This is a genomic window from Paenibacillus sp. J31R122, assembly GCF_056269185.1.
In genome coordinates this window covers 418,746-445,453 of sequence record NZ_JBWDNM010000001.1, presented here as the reverse complement: position 1 = coordinate 445,453, position 26,708 = coordinate 418,746, and the positions used below count along the sequence as shown (strand labels likewise).

The following is a 26,708-nucleotide window of genomic DNA, read 5'->3' as shown; positions in this document are numbered from 1 at the left end:
TTACTCCTTCCCTGATCCAATTGCAACCGCGTGCGCTATGCATGGAATGGATTCTCCTTGCTGATACGAAAGAGGTGAGAGCAAAGCTCCTGTAGCAACCACTAATATTCGTTTCAATTCACCTTTTTTGATACGCTTCAGTAAATGACCATAAGTGACAACCGCCGAGCAGCCGCAGCCGCTGCCGCCTGCCTGTACCTTCTGCCTTTGAACATCGTAAACTAAGAGACCGCAATCCCCGAATACAGTATCATTCATAGGTACTCCGTTCTGCAAAAGCAGCTCCTTGGCGATTGGATGCCCGACTCCAGCCAAATCTCCGGTCACTATTAAATCATAATCACTCGGCGAGCGGCCTGTATCATTAAAATGCGATTGAATCGTATCTACAGCCGCTGGAGCCATAGCCGCTCCCATATTAAAGGGATCTGTAATTCCCAAGTCAATAACTTTGCCGATTGTCGCGCACTCCACGACCGGACCGTCTCCCTCCGACGCCACAACCGCCGCGCCTGCACCCGTAACCGTATATTGGGCTGTAGGCGGCTTCTGCGACCCGTATTCCGTCGGATAACGGAACTGTTTCTCTGCCGTGCAGTTATGACTGCATGTGCCAGCCAGTACATGAGTGCCTGCTCCTGAATTAACAATCAGGGATGCGAGTGCCAATGACTCCATCGAGGTGGAGCAGGCGCCAAATACACCGAGGAAGGGAACACCAAGTGTGCGAGCAGCAAAGCTATTGCTTATAATTTGGTTCATAAGATCGCCGCCCACATAAAACTGAACCTGATCACGTTCGATGCGGGCATTCTGAATCGCAAATTCCGATGCCTGCTCCATCAGCATCCTCTCGGCCTTCTCCCAGCTAGCCTGCTGCATATCCAGCTCAGGATGAACGAGATCAAAATCTGCCGCGAGCGGTCCGTCTCCTTCGTCTGGTCCAACGACAGCAGCTTCCCCGATAATAACCGGGCGCTTTTCGAACCACCACGTTTGTTTGCCTCGCAGCATGTTATTGCCCCCCTGTGCCAAGGATGAGATGGGCTATTCCAACAAAAAAAGCGGCTACCGTTCCGAATACAATAACAGAGCCTGCAAGCTTAAACATGTTGCCGCCGACACCAAGCACAAGTCCCTCGCTTCTATGCTCTATCGCGGCTGAGCACATAGAGTTCGCGAACCCTGTCACTGGGACGGCAGAGCCAGCACCCGCCCACTGGGCAAGTTTGTCGTAGACGCCAAGGCTAGTTAAAATAACCGATATGAAAATAAGTACGGCAACCGTAGGGTCGCTCGCTTCTTCACGAGTCATTTGAAGCAGATGAACAAACAATTCTTGAATGGCTTGTCCAACTACACAAATCCCTCCCCCAATAACAAATGCCTTTAAGCAATTTGTAAATATAGAACGCGGCGGCTCCATTCCTTTAGCGAAAGATTGGTATTCTTTCGGAGACATCGACATTTTTTTATAGGTATTTCCGCTCTTAGGTTTTGCTGCCACTGCTGCATCCTCCATCTCTATTGCCGTTTTTATTCACTCCGAACAACTTTATAAGACACCCTTGCTTCTAGTTAATCATTTGTAAAAAAAGGATTAATTATGCAAGTTAGGATTCATAAGTATACGCAAAGAAAAAATCCCAAACAAAAAAACCTTGACCCGTATATCCAGCCAAGGGCAATGCGATTGTAACCATTAGATAGCGAATAATAACACAACGAGCAATACAAACAACACGAGCACAAGAATGCTCATTGATTGCTTCTTTTTCCGCTTCGTGGACATTGGCTGCTCCTCCCGTATCGGGCTTTTACCTACAGCATATGACCGAACCGCCCGTTTTGGGGCTTTTCCATTCAAGTTTGTTTTGTATTAAAACTAATGCAATCACAGACGATGTAATTTTCCCAGACTGTATTCCATCCAATCAAAACTACATCAATAACGAAGTAATCGACTCAGACTGTATTTCATCCAACCTAATCGTCCATACCGCAGAAAAAGAGTTCTAACTGCCAATTTGATTGGATCTTTTCCATTCAAACACATGGGGGATGAAAATATTAGGTATTTGATTGGACAATATCCATTCTAATCGCCCATAACATGAAAAAAAAAGCGTGAATCCTCGGAAGGATTCACGCTAGAATCGTTGTTATAAACCAGCAGCACGATATACCTTATCAAATCCAGCCTTTGAGCGCTGTACAAGCTCTTCTGGAGACTGGACAGGCGGCTCCGCTGATAATACTTCTTGTGAAACAGCACCCTTATAGCCAATTTTGTTGAGCGCACCTAGGAAACCGGCTAAATCGATAACACCCTCGCCAGGATATATGCGCCCATTATCCAGTGCGTCTTCGAGCGGAACGTCTGGCGCATCATTGATATGTACATGTACAATTTGATCAGCGCGCAGCGCCTCGATATCAGCAACCGTCAAGCCATTTGTATACCAATGATAAGCATCAAACAACAAGCCTACATTGCTTTCTCCGATAGCTTCGATTAAATCAAACGTCTCTTCCAACGTCCAAATAAACGGATTTGCCCATCGTGTGCGCAAATGATGAGGACCAACGAACTCCAAGCCTAAACGAATTCCATATGCGCCTAGTATTTGCGCGCATGTCCGCAGCCTGCGAGTAGCCAATGCCATAAAATGAGCTGCCTTCGAATCAGTAGAAGGTAGAATGTATGTGCAGCAGCTCGTGCAGCCAAGCGCCGCAGCCGCTGCTGCTGATGCCGCAAGCTTTTGCAACCCTTCAAGAAAGGTTTCTTCCGTCGTTCTCCATTCTACCGGCAGACCGATAGAACCAATAACAAGCCCATTGCTGTCAAGCAATTGTCTAGCTTTCTCGACACCATGACGCTCAATGAGAGCAGCGGCATCCAAATCAACAGCCTGAAACCCATGTGCTGCAGCCAGCTCAATAAATTGCTCTTCATTGTCAATACGTCCAAGTCCTGCTCCTGTTAATCCTCTAATCATAGATGAGCCTCCTCTTCATAATAAGTTATTGGATATTCGTTATTCGTTTAAATTCCAATTCAGTTTCACTTCATTGCCTGTTCGGGAAGACTCATAAATGGCATCCAATATTAAATTGTTCGTATATCCAGTCAACGCCGATGTGATCGGCTGTTTGCCTTCGCGAATACAGGCTAAGAAATGACGGCTCAGACGAGTCCGTTCTCCTTCATCGTTATCCGCCTTGCTAAGCTCAGTCTCGATTGGACGATTAAATTTCTCGGTCAACAGCTTGCCTTTTGATCCTCTATAGCTCGCTCCGCCCTCCGAGCCCATCACATGAACAAACGGCGAATTATCTGTATCCATATGAACGGCCCAGCTTACTTCAAGCGTCAGCGTGCTTCCGTCTTCCATCTTAATCAAAGCGGTCGCCAAATCCTCTACATCGTAGGAACCATTCCAATTAGGTGTGCCCCAGCTGCCGATCCCTTTGCGGCTTGGACCGAATTCTGCGTAAGTAGCGCCATATACGGATACCGGCTTAGGATTGCCCATCAAATACAAGGCTAAGTCCAGCATATGAACGCCGATATCGATAAGCGGTCCTCCACCTGATTGATCCATTTGCGTAAACCAAGTTCCCCAGCCTGGGATGCCTTTACGCCGGAACCAGCCTGTTTTGGCTGTATATATTTTACCGAGCTCTCCGCGGTCGATTTGTTCCTTGATTTGCATTGGTACTGACTCCCAGCGCATCTGATGACCGACCATAACAACCTTATCCGAGGTTTGGCTTGCTTTCACTATTTGACGCGCCGCTTCCCCGTTAATACCCATTGGCTTCTCGATCAGCACATGTTTTCCCGCTTCTATTGCAAGAACAGCAAGCGGTGCGTGGTACTGATTAGGCACACCGATGATAACTGCATCCACGTCATTACGTGCAATAAGCTCCTCAGGACTGGCAGCTACATTTGCAATACCGAATTGCTTCGCCTTTTCTTGTGCAAGCGGCAAATACGCATCAGTAATAGCAGTTATTTCACACTCCTCGATTAGCTTGGAAAATTCACTCAAATGAACGCTGCCGATATTACCCGCACCTATTATACCAATTCTAATTTTATCGTGATTATGCAATTGAATTCCTCCTTGTTCTCTTCACAAACTATCGATATAGGTCTACACTCGTTATAATAGAATAAACGCCGCGAGAAAGCATGCTTAATTTTCGAGAAACGTCTCAATTTTTCGGAGGAATCGAATAAAGATGACTTATATCCCTGATTATTTGAAAACGTATCCAAATAAGGACACGTCTTCACCTCTTCATATTAGTTTAAATCAGCTTTACCAGGGCTTCCGTCCACATCGCCATGATTTTCTGGAATTCTCCTATGTAGTGGATGGCAGTGGCTCTGAGGCTATAAATGACGCAAAACATAAAATGCTTCCTGGTACGTTCACCTTTGTGCTTCCGTATCAGGTGCATGAGATCTTCACTGAACCCGGCAGCACGTTAGTTTTATATAACTGTATGTTCAGTATGGATTTATTAATGGAGACTGGACAAGAGGAAGGACTGCTTGCTTTAATAGACGGTGCCAGCTTACCCGCATTCGTCCAGCTTGATGGAGCCGATAATGAACGAATGCGCTTATTAATAGAAGATATGTATCGTGAATATAAAGGGCAGGAACCGTGGAGACGTACGCTATTGCAAGCAAAACTCAAAGAAATATTGATTACCTTCGACCGTTATCGCAGGAAAGCGGCACCAACATTAGCCATTACGCCGCCCGCTTCCAAATCAAACGCATTAGTATGGCCAATCATTCATTATATTCACGTTCATTATCAAGATGATTTAGCACTGTCTGATTTGGCGGCAAGGTTCAATATGAGCGTCTCCCGCATCAGCGAGGTTATCAAACGAACAACAAATCAAACGTTTGTCCATTTTCTTCATGATTTGCGCATTCGTCATGCCTGCAGCCTGCTTGTCTCCACAAATATGAGCGTATCTGAAATCGCACTTGAGGTTGGCTACGGATCGTACAAAACCTTTTCTCGCGTGTTCAGAGAAACGAAGGGCGTCGTTCCGAAGGATTATCGAAAGCTGAAATTCAACTCACAGTAGACATTTCCCCGCAGACAAAGGGCTATCTCAATAGTAGATGCTTCTACTTTAAAGATAGCCCCTTGCTGGTTATGTGTTTTATTTTACGAGAGAAACAATAAGGAATACGATGACAAGCACAGCGTAAAGTACAAGCGACACAACCATTAAGGTCCGCTTACTCACAACGCTACTCCCCTTCCCGTTCTGAATAGGCTATACACCAATAGTCTATGTTAGTCGGTACAGAACGGACTTTGTCCGAAATAATATTACAAGCATTGCTGAATGCATACCGTACATCCTTATTCATTTCGTTTAGCCGCTTAGTATTTGGGGTAATATGAAAAATAACCCGGAGCTATGCAAATTAGGAGGCAGTGTGATATGAAAGTAACTTTTACAAATAAAAAAATAACTTGGGTAATTACATATTTCTCACTCTGTTTACTGCTGATTAGCTGCAGCAAGCAGTCCTCACCAGAAATGACCCATACTTCAAAAACTTCTCATACTCCGAATCCTTCAAACCAAACCGCCCCCCCGATTCCGACAGACCCTATCAAAAAGAAAATATCCAGCATGACTATCGATGAAAAGGTTGGTCAAATGGTCATAGTAGGTTTAGAGGGCACTTCCATGCAGGCTGATGCTAAGGAAATGATAGCCTCATACCGAGTCGGCGGATTTATTTTATACAAAGATAATATTTCCGGTACTAATCAGACATTAAAGCTGCTTAATCAATTAAAAGCAGCCAACAAATCAAATGTAGAGCCATTATGGTTAAGTGTCGATCAGGAGGGAGGAAAAGTCAACCGGATGCCGGATGAGTTTTCTCTAGTTCCAACGGCAAAGAAGATCGGACAAGTTAATGATACGAACTATTCCTACCAAATCGGTCAAGTGTTAGGCAAAGAGGTGCGTGCATTCGGTTTTAATATGGACTACGCTCCTGTTCTCGATATCAACAGCAATCCAAAAAACCCTGTCATTGGCAGCCGCTCATTCGGAGGTGATCCGGAAACCGTCATTCGACACGGAATGGAAGTAATGAGAGGAATTCAATCGCAGCAAATTGCTGCAGTCGTCAAGCATTTCCCTGGTCACGGCGACACCTCCGTTGACTCTCACCTTGAGCTGCCAGTCGTTCAAAAAAGTATGGATGATCTTAAAGCTTTCGAGCTGCTGCCGTTCGCGGAAGCTATCAAGCAGAACACTGATGCCATAATGGTCGCCCATTTGTTGATTCCAAAAATAGATAATAAAAATCCAGCCTCACTTTCCAGTGCAATTATTACAGATTTATTAAGAGGAGATCTCGGTTATGGCGGAGTTGTCATCACGGATGACATGACGATGGGCGGCATTTCTAATCACTATGAAATCGGTGAAGCCGCAGTTAAATCGGTGCAAGCTGGGAGTGATATTATTTTAGTCGGGCATACATTCGATCAGCAGGTGGCGGTTCTGAAAACCTTAAAAAAAAGTGTAGAGAGCGGTGTAATAACGTCTGAACGATTAGACGACAGTGTCTATCGGATCTTAAAGCTGAAGGAAAAATATAAGGTCACAGATGCTGCAATCGAATCCATCGATGTCACAGAGGTGAACCGTCATATTCAAGCAGCATTAGATACGGCGGGAAATACAAAAAAATAAAACAAAAAAAGCTGTAAGCTCCAATTCGAAGCTTACAGCTTTTTTCATCTGATATACCAGTCATTAAACAACTGCTGGCTTGAAAAATGTATCTTACAGTCTATAAACAAATCAAACGCTATTATCACATGTATAATTTGATTAATAATAGTACTCCTTACGCACTTCCGTTAAGTAGAACAAACCCGTTTTATGATCTGATGTTCTAACTCTATCGATTATTTTGCACAAACTGCTCATAGAATCTGAGTCCTTCGTAGAAGAAGCAATTTGAAACAGTGTATTTAAGCTTCCTAATGCATACTCTTTATTTACCGCTCCACTCATAAGGTTCGTTAATATACGTTCGATCTCAGTATTAATAAACCACACAATTCTTTTTTTAAAACTCAATTGATTCATGAAACCCCTCCGATGTCAGTTAAATACTCCCATATTTAGTATATCCCCCTTCTTAATAAAACGCTGTCGAAGTACGAAGTCGAATAAAATTTTTTTATCTACAATACTGATTCAAGTTGACCTGTATGATTAGCCGAGCGGATCTCCGCTTCAATAATTGCCACCGACCCTACTGTGCTTTCAGGTGTGCATACTGAAACTGAATTTCCATTAATTATTGACGTAACAAAATATTTAATTTGCCTATAATAGCCTAAATCATCAGACAGCTCCGCTACAAAACCCGGCCCATCATTAGGATTTACCTTTACCTCACTGTTCTCGAATACTAGATTCCCGCCTTCAAAGTTAACGCGATAGGTCATTGCAAATCCGAAATCGCCTTGCAGCGTCCAGTCTGCCTGCGCGTTAAGCACCTTTCCGTCTGGATAGAGGTAATGCGTAGACACCGTATCATACCCGCTGCCAGGAATAACATTACGGGCAAGCGCCGAAACCTTCTGCGGCATGCCGAACAGCCAATGGATCATATCTGTATCGTGGATATGCATATCCATTATGCAGCCACCACTTTTACTTCCATCAAGATACCAGCCCTGAGGTGATGCCGAGCCGCGGAAAAAATACCCTGCAGTAACTGCCCCATATCGATTATCTTCGACACAAGCCTTTAAATATTCATAAGCAGGCCAAAAACGCAAACATTGTCCGATCATTAACGTTTTTCCTGTGATCTCTGCGGCTTTCGCCATACGCCGTCCGTCATCCGAGCTGCCCGCCATCGGTTTTTCACAAAGAACATGTATTCCTCTCTCCAGAAGCTCGCATGTTAAATCAGCATGCAAAGGAGTAGGAAGAGTAATGTTAACCATATCTAATTGCTCGTTTTCAAGCATTGTCTGAATATCTTCGTATAGTTGGTAGGGGGAAAGATCGTAAACATCACTTTGGGTAGCTATGTTGCCTGACGCACTGCTGTTCTTCAGCCTCTCGATCTGCATATCACAAATTGCGACAACCTTTACCTGCACACCCTCCGCTGCTAGGCGTGTATAATTATCTAAGTGCATACGTCCCATAAACCCAAACCCGATTATGCCAACTTTTATCATTTTAAAAACCTCCATTGTTCATATTCCGTTATATTGATTCTTTCTGAACATCATGCAATAATACAAATATAATAAATGATAATGTCATAGATTTATTTAGCTAGAAAAGCGATTTTTTGGATGATTCCGTTACTGGCAATATATTTATTTCTAAATGGAGGATGCAAAATGAAAGCTGCAGATACGATATATCCCCTTCAACGACAAGCTCCTTTCCGTGAATGGTCGCCCCGTATCCATTACGCTCAGTTTCAACGTATGGCGCCTGGCGCTTTGACCGAACGGAGAATTTACGATTTTGAGCTGCTATATGTTTGTCAAGGAGAAGCTGCTACTTTAATGAATGGCCAGCGCTATGCCATTACAACGGGTCAGCTTATCTTTTTGCCTTCAGGTGTATTCCATCAAAATGAAGTCGTATCCAGCCCAAACGCACGTTTTCTAGGCATCCATTTTGATTTCTTTGATGAGCTCGAAGTACAGACGGAAGCCGATATGATTGTGAATGAATCGGCCATTCAGACTGATAAGTTCGCCTTTGAAGCCTTTACAGATACTACCCCACCTTTATCATCGAACCCCATCTATACTCCATCACTAATATGTGTGCAATTCATGGAGCAGCTAGTACAGGAATTCACGATGCGGCGTTTGGGATATGAGCTAGTATGTAAAGCTTTAATGCTGAACATTTTGACACAGCTGCTGCGCAGTCCGACTTCCCGAGCACTTTCTCATGCTAATCAGCATGGGAGTAAGCTGTTGGAATTAATGGAACAAATCGAAACGACACCTTCCGATCCTTGGACGAATGTTGCGATAGCGGAAAAACTGAACCTTAGCGTCGATCACACTGCGAAGCTCTTCAAACAAATCGCCGGCATGCCGCCAAGCGAATATGTACAATCCATTCGCCATCGTGAAGCCAGGAAACTACTTCGCGAATCGTTATTAACGATAGAAAATATCGGTGAACGGGTTGGTTATCCTGATATTCATTATTTCAGTCGTATTTTCCGGCGGCATGAGGGAATATCGGCTACGGAATACCGCAAGCTATCCAGAATTTTATAGAATAAAGCTGTTCACATATATGATTAAATCTCTAATAAAATTATAATCAGAAACGAATAAAAAAAGCTCAAAATCCACTATTATAATGGATTTTGAGCTTACATATTATTTATTCTTACTAATCAGCCATTACTTAATAACTTCAAACTCTCCCGTACGATTAGCTGAGCGGATTTCCGCTTCTATAATCTCAAGAGTTCCCACAGCACTTTCTGGCGAACAAATGGTAACTGGCGTACCGTCAATTATCGATTGTACAAAATATTTGATCTCTCTGTAATAGCCCATATCCGGTGACAGCTCAGCAATAAAACCAGGCCCATCATTCGGATTTACTTTAACTTGATTGTTCTCGAATATGAGATTTCCGCCTTCAAAGTTAACACGATAAGTCATCGAGAAGCCGTAATCACCTTGCAGCGTCCAATCTGCTTGTGCATTAACTACTTTACCATCAGGGTATACATAATTGGTAGAAACCGTGTCGTAGCCGCTTCCAGGAATAACATTGCGCGCAAGTGTTGATACTTTATCCGGCTTGCCAAACAGCCAGTGAATCATGTCAGCATCATGGATATGCATATCGGTTATGCAGCCGCCGCTTTTTTCTCCTTCAAGGAACCATGGTGCCGGCAGACCAGAACCACGGTAAAAGAAACCAGCAGTAACTGCGCCATAGCGCTTATCTTCAACACAAGCTTTTAAATATTCATATGCAGGCCAGAAGCGCAAGCATTGTCCGATCATCAATGTTTTACCTGTGCGCTCAGCTGTTTTCACCATACGCCATGCATCCTCAGAGTTGCCTGAAACAGGCTTCTCACATAGTACGTTAATTCCTTTTTCAAGCAGCATACAAGTTACATCAGCATGCAAATAAGTAGGAAGCGCAACATCCACTACATCGAATTGCTCGTTATCGAGCATCGTTTGAATATCATCATATAGGCGATATGGCGTCAGGTCATATACATCCTGCTCGGTTGCAATGTTGCCTACAGCGCTGCCGTTCTTCAGCTCTTCAATTCGCAGGTCGCAGATCGCGACTAACTGAACCTGCTCACCCTCAGCCATTAATCGAACATAATTGTCAAAATGCATTCTTCCCATGAATCCAAATCCGATTATACCAATTTTAAGCATCTTATATCCCCCTTAAAAGTTTGTTAAGCAAGCTTACGTTTATTTTGAACGACCTAGAATAGCATCCATTGCAAGCGATGTATTGAAAATAATTTGCTCGGAATAATGATTGTACGGAGGAATCATCTCAGCTGTAACATAATTATCGTAACCGATAGCTTGTAATGCCTCGACAACAGCTGGGTAATTCACGTCGCCAGCTAGCAAGTCAACAAATCCATGTAAACCACCTGCTTGACGGCGATAATCTTTGAAATGTACTTTTTTGATCCGGTGACCCAGTATGCGAATCCAATGCTCTGGATATCCGCTATGTACAACATTACCTACGTCAAAATAAGATCCGACAAAACTGGAGCCAACTTCATCAATAAACTTACGAAGCTCTAGTGGGGACAACAAGAACTTGTTCCAAACATTTTCTATACCGATCGATACACCTACGCTTGCTGCAAAAGGAGCCAGCTTAGCAATTGACTCTTGCGCGCGATCATAAGCATGCTCGTAGTCTACTACCTCAGCACCTGGAATAAAGTCAACGCCAACAGCACCTGGAATAACAAGAATCGTATCAACACCAAGCATAGACGCAAGCTCAAGCTGCTTCTTACAAACATCGATTGCTTTCTTCTGCTTTGCAGCATCGCCACTTGTCATTGGATAAGACCAATATAGGCCTGTAGCGAGTCCAGCTATTTCAAGCTCTGCATCTTCAAGACGAGACAGAATCTCACGCATATCCTTCTCTGTAGAATCAAGACCAAGCTCACCGGTCTCATTCAATGATAATTCGATTCCGTCAAAGCCAGCTTTCTTTGCCAATTGAATACTGTCCGCAATTGTTGTTCCTTCTTTAAAAGACCAAATATTAATACCTTTTTTCATTTGAAATGCCTCCTTAGAATGTTGTCAAGCGTAAACGGCTGTCGCCGTCCTTGCGGCAAAGCAAAGTTTCGCGGTGAATTATAAGCCTATTATAAGTGTGAAACTTATAAAGTCTTATAATTCATACTAAAGCTATTGAACCGAACTTAGAAGGAATATGATAATTGACTGCCCCGGTTGGGCGCCAAGCCTGATACTCACGTATTCCGTCCAAGCCCTCATCAATCCTATAAAAATTACCCTTCCAGCGTGTCCCGCTTTCAAGTGGTTTAGAAAAATTACTAGCTGGAATGCTGATAAAGACGCTTAAGCTTCCTTCACCATTCGTTTCGACAGACGTAAGAAGATCCTTGAAACACCATGTTTGGTCGACAGAAATTGGCCCTTTGCCATCGTTTTTGATTTGTGCATCAAATACGACATTTCTTGGACTAATCTCAAGCTCCAAATAATTGGATCCGGTACCCTCCTCATCAATAAAAACCTCAACGACATCCTGCTCATAAAGCGGCTCATCTCTTTTGGTGAAGTCCGATACGATATTCGAATCCTTTCCCAAAAACCATACATGCAAATGGTCAGGACTCCAGCAAGCCCGCACCTCTGTATACTCTTTGGATGGAAGACCCGTTACCGTATCTGTCAACACTAGAACGTTGCAGCCTGTCCAATCAATCGAGGTCCATGTTGCTTCTTCACTGCTTGAAACCATTTGTTTACAAACATAAACATTGTCATCTTCAGAGCGTAAATCAGCAAGCACAAGCTCACCCCTATTGTACAATTTCCGTCATAACGCTAAACTGATCAAACATTTAATAATACATAAATAATAACCGATAACTTCATATATTTATTTAGCTATAAAAGCTATTTTTTGGACTATTCCGTTCTTATTAATGGAGAACAGCAGCGGCTGGCTTTCGGAATCCATGCAACATGAAAAGGGCGGATCAGAAATTATTTCTGATCCGCCCTTTATCTAATCGACTAATACCACTTTTTTTGTATGATGAATATTGTCTCGATATTCACTTGGCAGAAGCTGATAAGCTTCCTGAAAAGCACGTGTGAAATGAGCCTGATCATAAAACCCGCATTGATCGGCAATTAATTTAATTGTTAGGCTTGAGTTTTCAAGCAGCGTCTTCGCTCTTCGCAAGCGCAGCTTTTTCAGCATTGCGACTGGAGTATTCCCATATATTTTTTGAAAATCACGGCTAAAGTAGACAGGATCCATGTAGACTAGCTCGGCTAATGTATCCCTTGTCACCTTCTCATGCATATGCTCTTGCATGTAGCTAATAACCTTGCGGAACCGGTCTTTGCCATTCAACAAATCAAGCGCAACGATTTCTGGATTGCTGCGGGCACTGCTCAGAATCTCTCCGAGAAGTGTAAAAACGAGAAATATGCTCTGTACCTCCCGGAAAGCATGCTCCTGCTGCCATAGATCATATAATTCGTAAAAACATTCCTCAAACCGTGCCGAATTCCGTAGTGTAATGATATTTTTAAGCGGATACAGCTGGAAAAAATCCACATCGCCTAGCACCTTAAGCTCGATATTCATAAACAAATGAATACCTTCATTGTCACTTCTTACGTCAATAACAACATCGGGCCGGTGAATCATAATGTCTCCCGCTTTAGCAAGATAGACTTGATCCTCTACAAGGACAGTAACATTCCCTTTCTTAATATAAGAAAGAGTACAATAAGACTGTTTATTAATATGAACATTGCGAGTCTTATAGATCACTTCCTCCAAATGGTACAAAGAGAACTGCAATTGATCCTGAATACTTGTGCTTATCACTGAAACATTATTGTTGATCGAAATATTCTCTGGCGTGAAGAGGTCCCCCTTCTTTCATAACAGTCCATAATGGATCGATATCATCATTCATTTTCAGCATCATATCATCATGCCATTCGTTAAGTAAATAGACCGCATTTCTGCAAATATCGGGTCTTTCATTTGCCAGATTGCATTGCTCATAAGGATCTTCTTTTAAATTAAACAACATTTCCTTAGGGAAACCGTGATAGCCATCATGATAAGACCGAATATATAACCAATCCTCGAATCTGACACTTCGCTGGCACACATGTGCACATTGGGAAAGTACAAGGTATTCTCTACCCGTTTGTGTCCCTTTCAATATACTATCTGCATAGCTTATACCGTCCCAAGATTTAGACTTCTTACCATTTAGCATACTGGCCAGCGTAGGAGCCAGATCGAGGTGATAGTGCAGCCCGTCATCCTGCGTCCCCTTTAAACCATTAGGCCAGCGAATAATCATAGGAATACGGCAGGTTCCTTGATCAGCGGTCCCATGCTCCGAATAAATGCCCAATTCGCCCATGTTTTCACCGTGATCGGCACTAATAATAATAGCCGTGTCCTCCATTACATTTAACTTCTCCAGCAAATCGAGCACTTTCCCGATATGATCATCCATGTAGTGGATCGCACTATCATAGTTGTCTATTATCGTTCTTAGATCTGCAAGCTGTTCGATCTGCTTGCTATGCCGCTCATATCTAAAATAATGCGTTTTGGCTAGCTTGTTCATGTCCTCTATGCTATGCTGTCCCTTTTTTTGCTTATGCTGTGCGAATACCTCTTCTGTAATCCATTCAGGCATTGGAACATTCTCAAATGGGTTCCCCACATGTGCTGGTGCTCGATAAGGGGTATGCGGATCCCAGAAGTTCAGATGCAAAAACCAATTATCATCCTCAGCGTTATCCTCGAGCCACTTCAGAGCGGTTGGCAGCACAGCCTCTGCAGATTCACCTCCATTACCGCCTACATTAAATACCTCATTAAAACCGGCGTTAAAAGTCCATACCGAATGTCTTTCCGCAAAAGTACTAATCGATGCTGTCTTAAATCCGAGACCTCGCAACATTCCAGGCAAACTTTCCGATTTCAGTCGATCGCTAAACCCGCGCTCTTTTCCTTCGCGCTTCATATCCCCCGCGGTTCCTCCATGTCCTACCAGTCCACTATGTATACCAAACTTGCCAGACATTAATGCAGTCCTAGATGGCATGCATGGGGCATCCGAGCAATAATAATTGGAAAATCTTACGCCTTCTTTTGCAACTCGGTCAATATTCGGCGACGTTTCACGATGGTACCCGTAACATCCTAGATGATCAGGCCGCAATGAATCTAAATCTAAATATAAAATTCTCATAAAAATAACACCATCCTTTGATGAATTTGTATTTTCTACGAAAAAAATGTGCAAGAATTTAAATGGATACGCTTCCAGCATCCCTTTCGTAATAGATGTTATAGGACAAATCATCAACGGGCAATGTAGGTGTGATTGTTCTTTTTGTATTTTTGATACTTTTTTAAACACGTCAATTGAACGAATTACAAAACATTTATTTCCATACCCTTTCTACTTGCTCCAATTGATTATGATGGAATGTCATTTTATAGATATCAGGCTTTGAAGTTCGGTTCCAAAAGTCATAGCCGTACTGTTCATCGTAATAATTCATAATAATGGTCATTATATTGCCGTGAGTTCCAATGACGATCGTTTTACCTCGTTGTTCCTCCAAGAGCTTTTCGATTATAGGTATAGCTCTTTGTTGTGCTGCCAGCGTCGTTTCGCCGCCCTCTAGAGCGAAATCCTTGTCTACAAAAGATCTGTATATCGCTTCATCCAATACATCCCATGGAGCCTTAAAATCCAAGCCTTTTATCGGACGCTCGACGAGCTCTTCGTATTCTACGATCTCTAGCGATTTATTTTCGGCTAAGTATTGAATCGTCTGTTTAGCTCTGGTGTACGAACTGGACACCATATAATGAATATCTACCTTTTCGAAAAAATCGACAATTCGTTTCGCTTCTTCCAATCCTTCCAACGAAAGTCCCCGTGTTCTCTCTTGACCATGCTCAAAAGGAGATTCTGCGTGCCTTACCATATATAGGATTGTTCTCAATTTAATCACTCCACCTACTTTATTTGATAGAATATTGCGAAATCTCTGCAGGCAGCTTACTTTCAATATGATCTAGGCCAAGCTCCCCGTTCTCTTCCGGTATTCCGTCATTCAATCCTGCAACAACTACAACGGCATCAATAACTAGCTATACGCGCAGAAAAAGTGGTTTAAACGCAACCACCCAGCTCGAATAATAGATCGTACTGACTTTCTGCCCAATCAGCGGCTTGAGCTTCGCAATTGGTGCACCGCTTGAAGAACTCTTTCATTTAGTTTCAATATTTCTATTTAATCAAAGAAGTTACTCGATGCGCTAGTATTTAGTGTCAGGAAATGAACTTAATTGCTCATTCAACTCAATCCACACCCTCAACCGTGTCTATTAGTTGCAAATACTGAAACTAAACCCACTGTATTTCCTTGAAGACTCACGTTAGTTTCAGAATGTGAAACTAATTTCTACATGCTTCAAAAGTCGCTAGATGGATGTGTAGATAGATAGGATATATGGATTGATAGATAGGATATACGGATGCATAGGGTACTTTCATTTCGATATCCGATCGACAAGCATCCAACGGATCAGATGACGATATTAGTTAATAAACCGGCGTGTTTTGAGTTTTTACGATCACAATAACTCAAGCTTTTATCGGTTAAAATGGTTGTAATCAACTGCTCCACTCTAATCTTCTGCTGTTATTGCAAATAATTCATGATCTTCCCATTCTCCATTAATCTTCAAATATCTTTTGGCCGAGCCCTCATGTCTAAAACCAGCCTTTTCTAATACTCGAATAGATGATAGGTTTCTTGGCATAACACCTGCTTCAACACGATGTAAGCCAATCTGGTCAAAAGCAACTATCAAACATAATGAAACCGCTGCTGTTGCGTAACCTTTTCCGTTATGTTTTTCATCTATGTTATAGCCAATATATGCATTTTGAAATGGACCGCGAGCAACACCAGTTAATGCTATTCTTCCGACAAGCTCATCCGTCTCTATAAGAAAAACTCCGAAAATGTAGGAATGATCTGTTTCTACGCCTTGAATACCATTCGTAATCTCCTTTTCTTGTCCTTCAAGAGTAAAGTATGATTCATCCCTGATTGGTTCAAAAGGTTGTGAAAATTCACGGTTTCTCAGTCGAAAAGCAAGTAGTGACTCTGCATCATTCCATTCAAAATGTCTTAAATAAATGTGCTCATTATTCATTTAATATTCAAACCCTTCTACATAAAAGTAAGAGGAAGATTGTAACTGAATTAATCTCCTCATTAATTGAGAAAGCCGCCAACAAATGCTGTAATCTTACATTCCTTAAACCACTAAGCATGTGCCAAAAGAGGCGCACAGAATACAGAATTTTTGTTTATAGCAAAGTTAGCTTTAACAAATAGCCTATCTTCATTTTCATCCGTGAGCTCATATTGTGCTTCACTTGTAAATTGATCTGGCGTGAAGTGAAAATGGATATGCTCCGTATTCTCATTAGCAATCCGAGGAAGCAAATCATTTAAATTAACACCGTCTTGGCTTACTATATCGTATAGATTCAGCGTATCACCATCTTGTTGAAAGACGACGATAGCTTCATCCTCTGGAGAGTAATAGATAGATTCGGGAAATACATATAAAGCATAGAACAGAAAGATTCCTTGATTGTTGCTAATACCAAATTGCTCTGAAATAGGTCTACGAGTCAGGAGCAGCTTCTTGATAAGTTCCAAATCTTCACTCTCCAAGCAATTTAACTTTATCAGAGGTGAATCAACTCTTGAAATAGCTTTAATTTTTAGTGTGAATCGTGATTCAGATAGTGCTGTAAAACCAAACTTTGGATAGAATTCAGTAACGCTGTTATTCGCAAACAAGAAAAATATATCACATTCATGCTCGTAAATATCTAATACACGCTTCATCAATAACCCTGAGAGCCCTTTTCCCCTTAATTCGGGGTGAGTCACTACCGTTCCAATTTGAATGGCTTTTTTAAGTGACCCATCAATCACCAGATCCAGTTTACTAACTGAAACATTGGCAATGATTTTATCTTTTTGCAGGAATGAATAGCAGATATAGCGATCATCCCAGCAGCCCTTTTGATACCACTCTTCAAAATTTATACCAAAAACTAAATTTGCTAATTGATTAAAACTATCTCTGTACACTTTATTTTCTTTATAATCAGAGATTAGTTCAATTCCAGGCTCTATGCTCTCAATAAAATTCACAAGTATCCCCCTAACCTTCAATAAATCGCAGTGCACATCTGGAATGGTGATCAGCGAGGTCTTTTGCAAATTGTTGATCCGGGTATCCTCTATGCAGCAGTTTCAAGCCACCCGAAGTTAAAGATATATGGTGATGGAATCGATAAAATAACATCCTGTTTTGATCAAGCTTCTACATATTCAACGAGGGCATAATCAAAAGGGTAACGATTTCTTCCCTAATTCAAGTGATAAAGAGCAGTGATTTTTATTCCATGTTCTGTTAAAAATCTGTTGTTGATACATTCGCAACTAGATAACCGCTACCAAAAACCTTCTCTACATACTCCTGTAAATCAGCTTGGTCGAGGTGACAAAAAAACTTCATGGAACAACACTCCAATTTTCTTTTTTGCCGGCAACCCAACTTTAGTATACATTTTCCTAAAAGTATAGACTGTATCTTTATGCTAACAACCATCTCCTCATTTCAACTTATCCAAGTCTCTTTCGACTCTTTAATTTGCCAATTGCCATCTTTGAAATGTACAACGCCTTTCACACCAACAGCACCATCCCCCGCTCTATATTTAGAGCCTTCAAAGACAAAATCTTTAGCTTCGAAAGCAACTTTCTCTATCCGAAGTAGAACACCATCTAAAACCATCGTGTCAGGATTATATAAGCCCTTTTCTTTTAATTGTTCATATGATGCATACATAACTTCGATTTTATATTTACTTTCGAAATAATTTAAAATTTCCTGCTTATCTTGTTCATTTAATTCCTCAAAATCATTCATTTCAATGGATATAAATTTCATATTTTCACTTAATACTTCATCTTTTTCGATAATGCTGTCTAATGCAGCACTGTATATTACTCCTAAATGTTCTTTTGGATTTACCTCATTACTACAGGCCGCAACAAAAAATAATAAAAAAAATAAAATTGAAATATGTTTAATTTTCATTTTCTTTCCCCCTTTTTATTAAACGCGAGCACGGTTTATTGATAGGCACCTACCGCCTCAGGTAATTTTTTATACTCAGGTTTGTTCTTTACTATGTTAAATACAAACTTACGTAAGTCTTCTAACTTTTTGGCATCTTCCGTTTTCTCACAATTCTTATCGGACCATTTAAATGATAATAGTTTTCCATTTATTTGAATACTCCAGCTATCTTCGGAAAAAGGAATTCTCTCACAATTCGATTTTGACACCAACTTTAATTCCTTTAAAATATTTATTTCACGCATTTTATTGTAAATGTCTATTCGTTCATTTTCGGAAAGTTTGATTTTGGTAGATACAGTACCGTTAATTACAAGATCTTTGGTAACGATTGATTCGAACGTGTTGATTTCATTTTTACTTGTAATACCGTATCGAACTGAAAAATTAAAATCGTCTGGCATTTCATCTGGCATAGAGTTAGCTTGTTGATTGCAACTTATAAGAAATATAACCAGAACCAAGAATGGCACTAAAAATCTAGAGTATCTCATGAACGTCCCTCCTCTTTTTACAGACGGATATTGGAAAAAAATGTTTCATAAGAAAGTTATTTTTTTGAAGGATCAATCTCAAAATAAGTGCTTTTCTCCACTTAACCCCACACAGACGGTACAGAGCATCCATCCTTTATCATCATTCTATTTCAACGCATTAAAGGGATAGATGGGCAATTAGAGTGGAAATTGTACATTCAAACAGCTTATATTCCCTGCTTCAAGGTATTTGAATGGAAAAGATACAATCAAATAGGTAGTTAGAAGCTTTTTATCCGCGTAACAGGTGATTAGGTTGTATAAAATACAGTCTCGGACAAATGCAACGTTATTGAAGTGGAGTTGATTGTATAAAATACAGTCAACTACGACAACAGAAGAGCAGGCATCCGAAAATTGTTCGAATGCCTGCTCTTGTCCTTATCCACTAAGAAGTGTCAAGTAATTGTAGATGTACTAAAGAAACTAGTTTATTTATGCATAGAATCGTTACCAAGATGCTCGCTCCCAGTCCATTTGACGTTCCTGACGAAACCGTTGTACCCACTGTTCTGCAACATCATCTGCTAATCGATCCAACGCAGGTGGGGATACCATTACGTTGTCCGTTGGGATATTTAAGAACTCCAATACTTTCAATACAGTTCCTTCGTAGTCTAAGATAAAGTCCTCATAGACAATCGTAAGAGGTACAATCCCCTCTTCAGAAAAGAATTCTTCCATTGCGGCTTCTCGCAAAGAACATTCCATAAACAAATGATTGATTGCATCAAATTTATACTTATCAGCAATGTCATGTTCCTGAGGTTTCTCCCCATGCTGTCTATGCCACTCGCCCGATACAATCGCTCTCCACCACGAAACCGCTAAACGAACTTTATTTCTCCGTGTCATATAGATATGTTTGTTGCAATTCGGGGAAGCTTCACGCCATATTTTAGCCTTAGTAGCCGTTTCAGATACTTCATAAAGCTTACTAAAAGCATGGATCCACTCGGGGTTAAGTGAGGTCTTTACTCCAAATACTCCGTTCGGTGTTGTGCCCAATTCCCACATGTGCTGGACATCTTCTTTACTAATTCTATTAGGATCTCTCCCATGCATCCATTCACATGGGTTTCCTGCTACTCCCGTTGAAGCAAGTGCATGGTTTAATAAGGTGCTTCCTGTACGTTGTGAAAACCAAATCGTATAAGATTGTTCAGGTCTCATTCAAATCATCCTTTCTTTTGTCAACATTGTTGTAGCGTTGAATCACGAACTCTACAAGTGAGAGTACACAGTTTTCCATCGGCTTGTGTTCTGTATCAATTGTCAATTCAGGCTGCAAGGGCGGTTCGTAGATTGGAATTCATTCAAAAAAAAAGCCGCAGATGAACAAATGTCCATCTACGGCAAATAGCAACATGGGACTGCAAAGCATACAAATCCTTTGCGGGTTCATATAGGCCTTGCAACAAAGATGAATGTTCATGACAACATGCATTATTTAGATATCAAATAACCGATAATTGCTGTCAAGAACATGCTCATCATCATCCCATCATTTCACATATTTGTCTTAAGTTTATAACCATTGCTTGTAAGCGGTAAAGGTAATATTCATTTATAAAATAACGATACCTAAGCGGTAATGTGATAACCCTACACTAATGTAAGAATTGTTTATACATGTTGCAGTCTTTTACTTATCAATCTGATCTGACCTCTATGATTTATTTCATCTTCAAAAACATGAAACCATTTAAAATAGTTGTTGGCCGGTTTATTGAACCAAAAAGGCTCTTCTTTATAGAGCCATTGATCATCAACGGCTTTAAACAAATCAAATGTTCTATTGCGCACTTCATTCAATCGTTCCACATAAAAGCTAAGGCCGTTTCCTTGAATGTTAACTCTTCCTCTTTCCCCTAGCTCTAATGCAGAACCCCACACGCTTAATTCATCTTCACTCAGTTCTCTTCCTTCAAAGGTATCCACTTGATAAGCATATTCTACTGCAGCAAAATGAAGCAGCAGCGCTCCTATCGAGTTACTTTGTTGATCTAATAAAAAATCTAACTGTTCAGTAGATAGTTCGTTTACAGCAGCAAGCGTTGTATGGCGTGCATAATTCATCATCGATAGTAGGCGACTTATTTGAGGAGTAAAACCTGACAGATCGGTTATCAAATATAGTTGATCATTTATCATCAATTTCCGACTCTCCTTCTACTTCAAAATAGAGTAAATTCCTCGTCATAGGTTAAAGGATTCGTCAAAACGGACTAAATCCCCTTCTCTATTCGGACGAGGTGTGGCAGAACGGAACATCCAGTTACCATCGTTTTTATTTCAACGGACTTAAAGAGATAGGTGATTTGAATGGATTTTGTCCATTCAAACACCGGCACTTACATATTTCTATGTGTTTGAATGGAAAAAATACAATCAAATAGGCAGCTAGTAACTTTTTTCTGTGAAACGGTCGATTAGCTTGGATGAAATACACTCTAATGCCAATTACAGCGTTTTGAGATAACGTTGATTGTATGAAATACAGTCAAATATGACAAATGAAGTGCAAGCTCTTCTCACTATCCATTTCTCACTAACCCTTTTCTCACTATCTTCCAACAGATGATTTCAATTATGAGCCCAATAGAATTGAATATTCATACAACCATTCAAATAAAGGCAGCTAAAAATTCGAAAGCTCCACTACCTTTTTCATTGGAGGCGCGATTCCAGCGCCTCACACGCTTCACAAAAAAAATAGAATCCCATTAAGCTGAAGGATTCCATTTGTCAGATAATGCTTATTTGATTGGATCAATAGATTATACAGTTTCATTAATATCCATAGCAACACGAAAACCGCAGTTTCCTGTGGAGCTGTCAGGTGTATTCGAGCTTCTTGCAGCTAAGCGATAACGATTGCAATAGGAACGGTGGCACAAATAGGAGCCGCCTCTCATGGATCTTTTGCCAGTAGGCTCATTAAATATAGGATTTTCGGCCACTGTTAGCTTATGATAATGGGGGCTGAACCAATCCGCACACCATTCCCATACGTTGCCTGACATATTATATAGGCCATAGCCATTAGGCTCGTACGCATTCACCGGAGCTGTACCTACATAACCGTCGCTTGCGTTGTTTTTGATCGGAAATTTCCCCTGCCATATGTTGCACATATGCTTTCCGTCTTGTTTCAGTAAATCTCCCCAAGGATAGGTTCGCCGCGAGAGTCCCCCTCTAGCAGCAAATTCCCACTCTGCCTCAGTAAGCAGTCTAGTACCCGACCATTGACAAAATGCCTCGGCATCGCGCCAAGAAATATGGACAACAGGGTGATCCAATCGATCCTCCACACTGGAATCAGGCCCTTCTGGCTTCGCCCAATAAGCACCATGAACAACCAGCCACCAAGGAACCTCCTGCGGCACATCCTTAACCCGCTCCTTCGTTTCCTCGGAAGCTAGCAAATGGAATACAAACGACCAGCCGAAACTTTCTGCTTCCGTGACATAACCTGTCTCTTTTACAAATGCTCGAAACTGTTCATTGGTCACTGCATAAGGCGAGACTCGGAAGGGAGCTACTGTCACCTTGCGAATAGGACCTTCTCCATCTGCGGGAAAGCCTTCCTTTGAATCAGTCCCCATATCGAATTGTCCGCCGGGCAGGGCAATCCAATTATTTATTATTTTAGCTGCAGGAGTTGAACAAGAGCTGATTGGATGTTGCGACGACTGTTCCAGAACGTCTGACTTTATATGCTCCCTGCTAGCTGCGCAACAAGATTTTAGTTGTTCCATTCTCTCGTTCTCCTCTTATATTAATATATCATTATCCATACAAGGCGATACCGACTAAACCAGAAATGATAAGAATCGAAACGGGATGCTTGTGAAAAAAAAGAAAAGCGGATAGTGACCCTAAAAATATGAGTATTTGACTCCAAGTGTACCAAGACATCGAGGAGAGCATTCCGTTCGTATCCGCAAACATAATCGCGGTATAAATAATTAAGCCGGTAATAATCGCCCGCAAGCCATAAAAGGATGATTTCATCAAATCATTATCGCGGACCTTATAGAACAGTCTACCTAAGACAAGAATAATAATCAATGACGGTAAAATTGTCCCCAGCATAGCGATTATAGCTCCCAACAGGCCCATCTTCTCATATCCGATAAAAACAGCAATGTTAGTAGCTATCGGTCCTGGAGTCATACCCGCAACGGCAATAATATCAGAAAAGTGTTGAAGCTCCATCCAACCGTGGCGATTCACGACCTGATCCTGAATTAAAGGAATCATCGCGTAGCCGCCCCCGAAAGAAACCAACCCAATCATGAAAAATGTGATAAACAAATCGATTAGCATAGCGACTCCTCATCATATCATATAGTCGTATATTGGCTCTTCTTTGTTAAGTATCGTTTTCCGTCCAAGTCTTGTTCTAACCGCTACAATCGTCATCCCGGAGATGGCGCCCCCTAGAATCAAAATGATCGGATGAATATAGCTGTGGAAGAAATACATCAAGACAACAGTAATGACAATCATCATAACTGAAGCTTTATCTACAGCAGCAGTCTTGCCTGTCTTATAAGCGGCAAATACAATCAATGCTACGATAGTCGCGCGAATGGAAATAAAAGCCGCTTCTACCTTAGGATGCTCCTTCATTCCCAAGAAAAAAATCGAATAGATGATAACAATACTGAAGGTTGGTAATAATATACCGATCGTTGCGACAATCGCTCCAATTACGCCCGCAATTCGATACCCGATGAAAGTCGCTGAATTGATCGCGATTGCACCTGGCACTGATCCAGCAACAGCGAACACATCTGAAATGTCCTCTGACTGAAGCCACTTCCGTTTTTCAACAACTTCACGTTCTATAATAGGAATCATTGCATATCCCCCGCCGAATGTAACCGGCCCAATTTTGAGAAATACGACAAATAGATGCCATAACATTTTCAAACGCTCCACGCTCATGTTAGTCCCCCCTCTACTTATGTATCTATAGTATAACACCTTAATTTCATTTTGGAATAAAGAATTTTGGATTAGTTTGAAAATTGTGTTGTTTCGGAATAAAAACAACTTTTTAAATAAAAAAACATTATTTCATCTACTATTAAGCCGAGTGTTATACTTAGTTTATTTTATTTTGAAGTTAACTGAGGTTCCGTTTCTGAAACAGCCTCAACTAGCTAATTATTGACTAGCTATAATATAGCGCACCGATCTAACATGCGTTATAATAGACCCAGAGTAATCCCTATTACTTTAGTCGGAAAACGAGGTTGATAGATGAGTATCCCATCGGTAAACAAAATACCTTCCACAAAGAAACAGCTATATACACGAATTGCAGAGCAAGGTGTTGTCTCCAAGGCGGAGCTGCTTGCGGCTTTTCCACTCACGAGCAGCTCGCTTACAAGGCTGCTGGATGAGTTAGTTGCTGATAAATTGTTGATCATGTCCGGTCTCGGTCCATCAAATGGAGGAAGAAGACCGATTCTTTATGAAATTAATCCTGCTTATGGATACTTCTTCGGTTTAGAAATATCGAGGAGATACTCTACATTAGGCTTTTATGATATGAAAATGAATCCATTGTCCCAAATCCGCTGGCGAATGGATGAGGCCATGACACCTCACCAGCTCGTTGAATATGTCACCAATAATATCCGTTCGATCCTGCTTGATCACAAAATCGATCGCTCTAACGTGATTGGAATTGGAATTGGCGCTGTTGGTCCTTTGGATCGGGAGAAAGGAATAATAGTCCGCCCATTGAATTTCCCTGCTTCGGGATGGAATGACGTGCCAATATGCGATATCCTTCAAGAGCAAACCGGCATACCTGCCCGCCTAGAGAATGGCGCGAATGCTGCATTAATCGGGGAACATTGGTCGATGCGCCGACAAAATCTTCAGCATATGTTATACGTACACGCTGGCGTCGGTCTCAGGTCGGCCATGATGTCTTATGGTCAAATCGTTCACGGATCAATAGACATGGAAGGCTCCATTGGTCAAATGATAATTCAGATGGACGGACCTAGATTAAATGATCATGGGAACTATGGCGCATTGGAAGCATTTGTATCGGTGCAGGCTTTGGAGATGCAAGCACGCTCCCATGCCAAATTAGGACGTGCTGAGCTGCTGCTTGACGACCGTATTTCTCCTGATAAAATTAATTACGATATGCTGCTGCAGGCTTATTCTCAGAACAACCCTTATGTTCGCGAGCTGTTAATGCAATCAGCTATGTACTTCGGAATTGGCCTTGCAAACGTAATTAATATGTTTCATCCAGAAAAAATCATTCTCGGCGGAGTACTGGTAAACTCCAGTGAGCAGTTCTATTCTAGTGCAATTGAAATCGCTCAGAAAAACACCTATTATTTTCCAGATTATCAACCTTCGTTTTCTAAAGGAGAACTTAGGGAAGAAGCCGTTGCCACCGGTTCAGCGCTTATGGTTTGGAAAGAGATGGGTATATAGAGACCCAAAAAACCCCTTGGCCGCATTAGGCCAAGGGGTTACGTTTTATCTGAATATCTTCTTTGTATGTTAAATCAACGTATATTTTTCTCGTAGATCCGCACGAAGAGTAACAGCTGAATCCTCTTGAATGTAGTGACACACATACGAACGGCGCCAGCGGTCCTTACTGCGGTTCCGGCCAGAGGAATGAATTAAGAGTTCATGAAAAAATAAAATATCCCCTTTTTCCATTATGACTGGAATCTGTTCATTTAAGTCAATACCTTCCGTTTCGTGCGTAGTCGATTCATGCTCATTCAGATCTTTCACCGCACCGTGCGGCAGGAGACCAAGCTTATGTGAACCTGGAATAACCCAAAGACAGCCATTTTCTTCATCTACATGCTCTTCCATCGCAATCCAAGCTGCAACCATAGTCAAAGGATCGTTCTTGATATAGTAATAATCCTGATGCGACGCCTGTCCGTGTGAGCCCGGCTCTTTAAAGAAAAACATGCTTTGCACGCAAACCGCTTCTCCACCCATAAGCTGAGTCAACGCACCCCGAATGATAGGCAGTTTCATAATCTGACGGGATAAACCATCATGCTGATGAGCACTGAACAATCGAGTCGAAAAACGTGCTTTTTCGGTAGTCCGTGCCCATTCAAGGGTTTCATCTAGCGGTGTCGAACGAATTTCATAAATATGTCTGTTAAACACATCGACCAAATCGCTGCTACAGCCTTTTTTCACAATAACATAACCATCTCGTTTGTACTGTTCGAGTTGCTCATCAGATAATGGTGTTAAAAGCTCACTTTGCACATTAATCATAGTTTTTATCCCCTCTTCATTATACGAGTGTTATTGAAGCTGTTAAGATGCATTACAATATATTTACATTACTGTGCACGTTCCTTTTCAACAATAGCTATAATTATCAAATTTGTATCTCTAATTGATATTATGAAAATCCCGCTGTTGCACCAAGCGTAAACGACTGTCGCCGTCCTTGCGGCAAAAGCTCGTTTCGCGGTGAATTATAAGCCTATTATATGTGTGAAACTTATAAAGTCTTATAATTTGAAACCAAAAAAAACACTAAAGCAAAAATGCTTT

General features: G+C 41.4%; 26 protein-coding genes and 1 pseudogene. 4 read left to right on the top strand and 23 right to left on the bottom strand.

The window, feature by feature from the left end; all coding sequences use genetic code 11:
• The 4 genes from spoVAD to AC0YN7_RS01650 form a co-directional block, all read right to left on the bottom strand.
• Complete coding sequence (spoVAD, locus tag AC0YN7_RS01665; protein WP_475808206.1) at positions 1 to 1,014, bottom strand: stage V sporulation protein AD; 1,014 nt, start codon at positions 1,012 to 1,014, stop codon at positions 1 to 3.
• Position 1,015: 1 nt separating this feature from the next.
• The gene (spoVAC, locus tag AC0YN7_RS01660; RefSeq protein WP_475808205.1) at positions 1,016 to 1,522 is read right to left on the bottom strand and encodes a stage V sporulation protein AC; all 507 of its coding nucleotides are present in this window, start codon (positions 1,520 to 1,522) and stop codon (positions 1,016 to 1,018) included.
• Positions 1,523 to 2,162: 640 nt separating this feature from the next.
• Positions 2,163 to 2,999 carry a sugar phosphate isomerase/epimerase family protein gene (locus tag AC0YN7_RS01655; protein ID WP_475808204.1) on the bottom strand — a complete coding sequence of 279 codons (837 nt, stop codon included), beginning with the start codon at positions 2,997 to 2,999 and terminating at the stop codon, positions 2,163 to 2,165.
• 39 nt (positions 3,000 to 3,038) lie between these two features.
• Positions 3,039 to 4,121 carry a Gfo/Idh/MocA family protein gene (locus AC0YN7_RS01650; RefSeq protein ID WP_475808203.1) on the bottom strand — a complete coding sequence of 361 codons (1,083 nt, stop codon included), beginning with the start codon at positions 4,119 to 4,121 and terminating at the stop codon, positions 3,039 to 3,041.
• Between the two features lie 130 nt (positions 4,122 to 4,251).
• Here AC0YN7_RS01650 and AC0YN7_RS01645 point away from each other — a divergent pair, with 130 nt between their 5' ends.
• Positions 4,252 to 5,121: a helix-turn-helix domain-containing protein gene (locus tag AC0YN7_RS01645; protein ID WP_475808202.1), complete on the top strand. Its 870-nt coding sequence runs from the start codon at positions 4,252 to 4,254 to the stop codon at positions 5,119 to 5,121.
• Between the two features lie 366 nt (positions 5,122 to 5,487).
• Positions 5,488 to 6,762 carry a beta-N-acetylhexosaminidase gene (gene nagZ / locus AC0YN7_RS01640; RefSeq protein ID WP_475808201.1) on the top strand — a complete coding sequence of 425 codons (1,275 nt, stop codon included), beginning with the start codon at positions 5,488 to 5,490 and terminating at the stop codon, positions 6,760 to 6,762.
• Between the two features lie 141 nt (positions 6,763 to 6,903).
• Here nagZ and AC0YN7_RS01635 read toward each other — a convergent pair whose 3' ends face one another.
• A complete protein-coding gene (locus AC0YN7_RS01635) occupies positions 6,904 to 7,164 on the bottom strand; it encodes a hypothetical protein (RefSeq protein ID WP_475808200.1) in 261 nt (86 codons plus the stop codon).
• 98 nt (positions 7,165 to 7,262) lie between these two features.
• Positions 7,263 to 8,276 (bottom strand): Gfo/Idh/MocA family protein, encoded by a 1,014-nt coding sequence (locus tag AC0YN7_RS01630; RefSeq protein WP_475808199.1) that lies wholly within the window; start codon positions 8,274 to 8,276, stop codon positions 7,263 to 7,265.
• Positions 8,277 to 8,444: 168 nt separating this feature from the next.
• On the opposite strand from AC0YN7_RS01630, the gene AC0YN7_RS01625 reads away from it, so the two are divergent.
• Positions 8,445 to 9,350, top strand: a complete 906-nt coding sequence (locus AC0YN7_RS01625; protein ID WP_475808198.1) for a helix-turn-helix domain-containing protein — start codon at positions 8,445 to 8,447, stop codon at positions 9,348 to 9,350.
• A 129-nt stretch (positions 9,351 to 9,479) separates the two neighbouring features.
• On the opposite strand, the gene AC0YN7_RS01620 is transcribed toward AC0YN7_RS01625, so the two are convergent.
• The 16 genes and pseudogenes from AC0YN7_RS01620 to AC0YN7_RS01545 form a co-directional block, all read right to left on the bottom strand.
• Positions 9,480 to 10,493: a Gfo/Idh/MocA family protein gene (locus AC0YN7_RS01620; RefSeq protein WP_475808197.1), complete on the bottom strand. Its 1,014-nt coding sequence runs from the start codon at positions 10,491 to 10,493 to the stop codon at positions 9,480 to 9,482.
• 39 nt (positions 10,494 to 10,532) lie between these two features.
• A complete protein-coding gene (locus AC0YN7_RS01615) occupies positions 10,533 to 11,378 on the bottom strand; it encodes a sugar phosphate isomerase/epimerase family protein (RefSeq protein WP_475808196.1) in 846 nt (281 codons plus the stop codon).
• A gap of 121 nt (positions 11,379 to 11,499) precedes the next feature.
• A complete protein-coding gene (locus AC0YN7_RS01610; protein WP_475808195.1) occupies positions 11,500 to 12,141 on the bottom strand; it encodes a carbohydrate-binding family 9-like protein in 642 nt (213 codons plus the stop codon).
• Positions 12,142 to 12,360: 219 nt separating this feature from the next.
• Positions 12,361 to 13,140, bottom strand: coding sequence for an AraC family transcriptional regulator (locus AC0YN7_RS01605; protein WP_475808194.1), 780 nt, complete (start codon positions 13,138 to 13,140; stop codon positions 12,361 to 12,363).
• Positions 13,141 to 13,204: 64 nt separating this feature from the next.
• Positions 13,205 to 14,590, bottom strand: a complete 1,386-nt coding sequence (locus AC0YN7_RS01600) for a sulfatase family protein (RefSeq protein WP_475808193.1) — start codon at positions 14,588 to 14,590, stop codon at positions 13,205 to 13,207.
• A 196-nt stretch (positions 14,591 to 14,786) separates the two neighbouring features.
• A complete protein-coding gene (locus tag AC0YN7_RS01595; RefSeq protein ID WP_475808192.1) occupies positions 14,787 to 15,356 on the bottom strand; it encodes a histidine phosphatase family protein in 570 nt (189 codons plus the stop codon).
• Between the two features lie 688 nt (positions 15,357 to 16,044).
• Positions 16,045 to 16,578, bottom strand: coding sequence for a GNAT family N-acetyltransferase (locus tag AC0YN7_RS01590; protein ID WP_475808191.1), 534 nt, complete (start codon positions 16,576 to 16,578; stop codon positions 16,045 to 16,047).
• 113 nt (positions 16,579 to 16,691) lie between these two features.
• On the bottom strand, positions 16,692 to 17,597 hold the full coding sequence (locus AC0YN7_RS01585; RefSeq protein WP_475808190.1) for a GNAT family N-acetyltransferase: 906 nt from the start codon (positions 17,595 to 17,597) through the stop codon (positions 16,692 to 16,694).
• Between the two features lie 10 nt (positions 17,598 to 17,607).
• Positions 17,608 to 17,766, bottom strand: a pseudogene (locus AC0YN7_RS01580) (aminoglycoside phosphotransferase family protein); the annotation flags it as partial.
• Positions 17,767 to 18,066: 300 nt separating this feature from the next.
• Positions 18,067 to 18,549 carry a peptide ABC transporter substrate-binding protein gene (locus AC0YN7_RS01575; RefSeq protein ID WP_475808189.1) on the bottom strand — a complete coding sequence of 161 codons (483 nt, stop codon included), beginning with the start codon at positions 18,547 to 18,549 and terminating at the stop codon, positions 18,067 to 18,069.
• Positions 18,550 to 18,584: 35 nt separating this feature from the next.
• Positions 18,585 to 19,085, bottom strand: coding sequence for a hypothetical protein (locus AC0YN7_RS01570; protein WP_475808188.1), 501 nt, complete (start codon positions 19,083 to 19,085; stop codon positions 18,585 to 18,587).
• A gap of 492 nt (positions 19,086 to 19,577) precedes the next feature.
• Positions 19,578 to 20,300 carry a Stf0 family sulfotransferase gene (locus AC0YN7_RS01565; protein ID WP_475808187.1) on the bottom strand — a complete coding sequence of 241 codons (723 nt, stop codon included), beginning with the start codon at positions 20,298 to 20,300 and terminating at the stop codon, positions 19,578 to 19,580.
• Positions 20,301 to 20,753: 453 nt separating this feature from the next.
• A complete protein-coding gene (locus AC0YN7_RS01560; RefSeq protein ID WP_475808479.1) occupies positions 20,754 to 21,281 on the bottom strand; it encodes a DinB family protein in 528 nt (175 codons plus the stop codon).
• Positions 21,282 to 21,907: 626 nt separating this feature from the next.
• Entirely contained in the window at positions 21,908 to 22,888 is a 981-nt protein-coding gene (locus tag AC0YN7_RS01555; RefSeq protein WP_475808186.1) for a formylglycine-generating enzyme family protein, read from the bottom strand.
• A 31-nt stretch (positions 22,889 to 22,919) separates the two neighbouring features.
• Positions 22,920 to 23,459 carry a chromate transporter gene (locus AC0YN7_RS01550; RefSeq protein WP_475808185.1) on the bottom strand — a complete coding sequence of 180 codons (540 nt, stop codon included), beginning with the start codon at positions 23,457 to 23,459 and terminating at the stop codon, positions 22,920 to 22,922.
• Between the two features lie 12 nt (positions 23,460 to 23,471).
• On the bottom strand, positions 23,472 to 24,083 hold the full coding sequence (locus AC0YN7_RS01545) for a chromate transporter (RefSeq protein ID WP_475808184.1): 612 nt from the start codon (positions 24,081 to 24,083) through the stop codon (positions 23,472 to 23,474).
• 318 nt (positions 24,084 to 24,401) lie between these two features.
• Between AC0YN7_RS01545 and AC0YN7_RS01540 the strand changes: the two genes are divergently transcribed.
• Positions 24,402 to 25,604: an ROK family protein gene (locus AC0YN7_RS01540; RefSeq protein WP_475808183.1), complete on the top strand. Its 1,203-nt coding sequence runs from the start codon at positions 24,402 to 24,404 to the stop codon at positions 25,602 to 25,604.
• Positions 25,605 to 25,673: 69 nt separating this feature from the next.
• Here the strand turns inward: AC0YN7_RS01540 and AC0YN7_RS01535 are convergent, their stop codons facing one another.
• Positions 25,674 to 26,423, bottom strand: a complete 750-nt coding sequence (locus AC0YN7_RS01535; protein ID WP_475808182.1) for a phytanoyl-CoA dioxygenase family protein — start codon at positions 26,421 to 26,423, stop codon at positions 25,674 to 25,676.
• Positions 26,424 to 26,708 lie beyond the last annotated feature (285 nt).

Bases quoted from the DNA above. Each gene is read 5' to 3' on its own strand.
- spoVAD (WP_475808206.1), bottom strand. From the start codon at position 1,014: ATGCTGCGAGGCAAACAAACGTGGTGGTTCGAAAAGCGCCCGGTTATT.
- spoVAC (WP_475808205.1), bottom strand. From the start codon at position 1,522: ATGGAGGATGCAGCAGTGGCAGCAAAACCTAAGAGCGGAAATACCTAT.
- AC0YN7_RS01655 (WP_475808204.1), bottom strand. From the start codon at position 2,999: ATGATTAGAGGATTAACAGGAGCAGGACTTGGACGTATTGACAATGAA.
- AC0YN7_RS01645 (WP_475808202.1), top strand. From the start codon at position 4,252: ATGACTTATATCCCTGATTATTTGAAAACGTATCCAAATAAGGACACG.
- nagZ (WP_475808201.1), top strand. From the start codon at position 5,488: ATGAAAGTAACTTTTACAAATAAAAAAATAACTTGGGTAATTACATAT.
- AC0YN7_RS01635 (WP_475808200.1), bottom strand. From the start codon at position 7,164: ATGAATCAATTGAGTTTTAAAAAAAGAATTGTGTGGTTTATTAATACT.
- AC0YN7_RS01630 (WP_475808199.1), bottom strand. From the start codon at position 8,276: ATGATAAAAGTTGGCATAATCGGGTTTGGGTTTATGGGACGTATGCAC.
- AC0YN7_RS01625 (WP_475808198.1), top strand. From the start codon at position 8,445: ATGAAAGCTGCAGATACGATATATCCCCTTCAACGACAAGCTCCTTTC.
- AC0YN7_RS01620 (WP_475808197.1), bottom strand. From the start codon at position 10,493: ATGCTTAAAATTGGTATAATCGGATTTGGATTCATGGGAAGAATGCAT.
- AC0YN7_RS01615 (WP_475808196.1), bottom strand. From the start codon at position 11,378: ATGAAAAAAGGTATTAATATTTGGTCTTTTAAAGAAGGAACAACAATT.
- AC0YN7_RS01600 (WP_475808193.1), bottom strand. From the start codon at position 14,590: ATGAGAATTTTATATTTAGATTTAGATTCATTGCGGCCTGATCATCTA.
- AC0YN7_RS01590 (WP_475808191.1), bottom strand. From the start codon at position 16,578: ATGAATAATGAGCACATTTATTTAAGACATTTTGAATGGAATGATGCA.
- AC0YN7_RS01575 (WP_475808189.1), bottom strand. From the start codon at position 18,549: ATGAAAATTAAACATATTTCAATTTTATTTTTTTTATTATTTTTTGTT.
- AC0YN7_RS01570 (WP_475808188.1), bottom strand. From the start codon at position 19,085: ATGAGATACTCTAGATTTTTAGTGCCATTCTTGGTTCTGGTTATATTT.
- AC0YN7_RS01565 (WP_475808187.1), bottom strand. From the start codon at position 20,300: ATGAGACCTGAACAATCTTATACGATTTGGTTTTCACAACGTACAGGA.
- AC0YN7_RS01560 (WP_475808479.1), bottom strand. From the start codon at position 21,281: ATGATAAATGATCAACTATATTTGATAACCGATCTGTCAGGTTTTACT.
- AC0YN7_RS01555 (WP_475808186.1), bottom strand. From the start codon at position 22,888: ATGGAACAACTAAAATCTTGTTGCGCAGCTAGCAGGGAGCATATAAAG.
- AC0YN7_RS01550 (WP_475808185.1), bottom strand. From the start codon at position 23,459: ATGCTAATCGATTTGTTTATCACATTTTTCATGATTGGGTTGGTTTCT.
- AC0YN7_RS01545 (WP_475808184.1), bottom strand. From the start codon at position 24,083: ATGAGCGTGGAGCGTTTGAAAATGTTATGGCATCTATTTGTCGTATTT.
- AC0YN7_RS01540 (WP_475808183.1), top strand. From the start codon at position 24,402: ATGAGTATCCCATCGGTAAACAAAATACCTTCCACAAAGAAACAGCTA.
- AC0YN7_RS01535 (WP_475808182.1), bottom strand. From the start codon at position 26,423: ATGATTAATGTGCAAAGTGAGCTTTTAACACCATTATCTGATGAGCAA.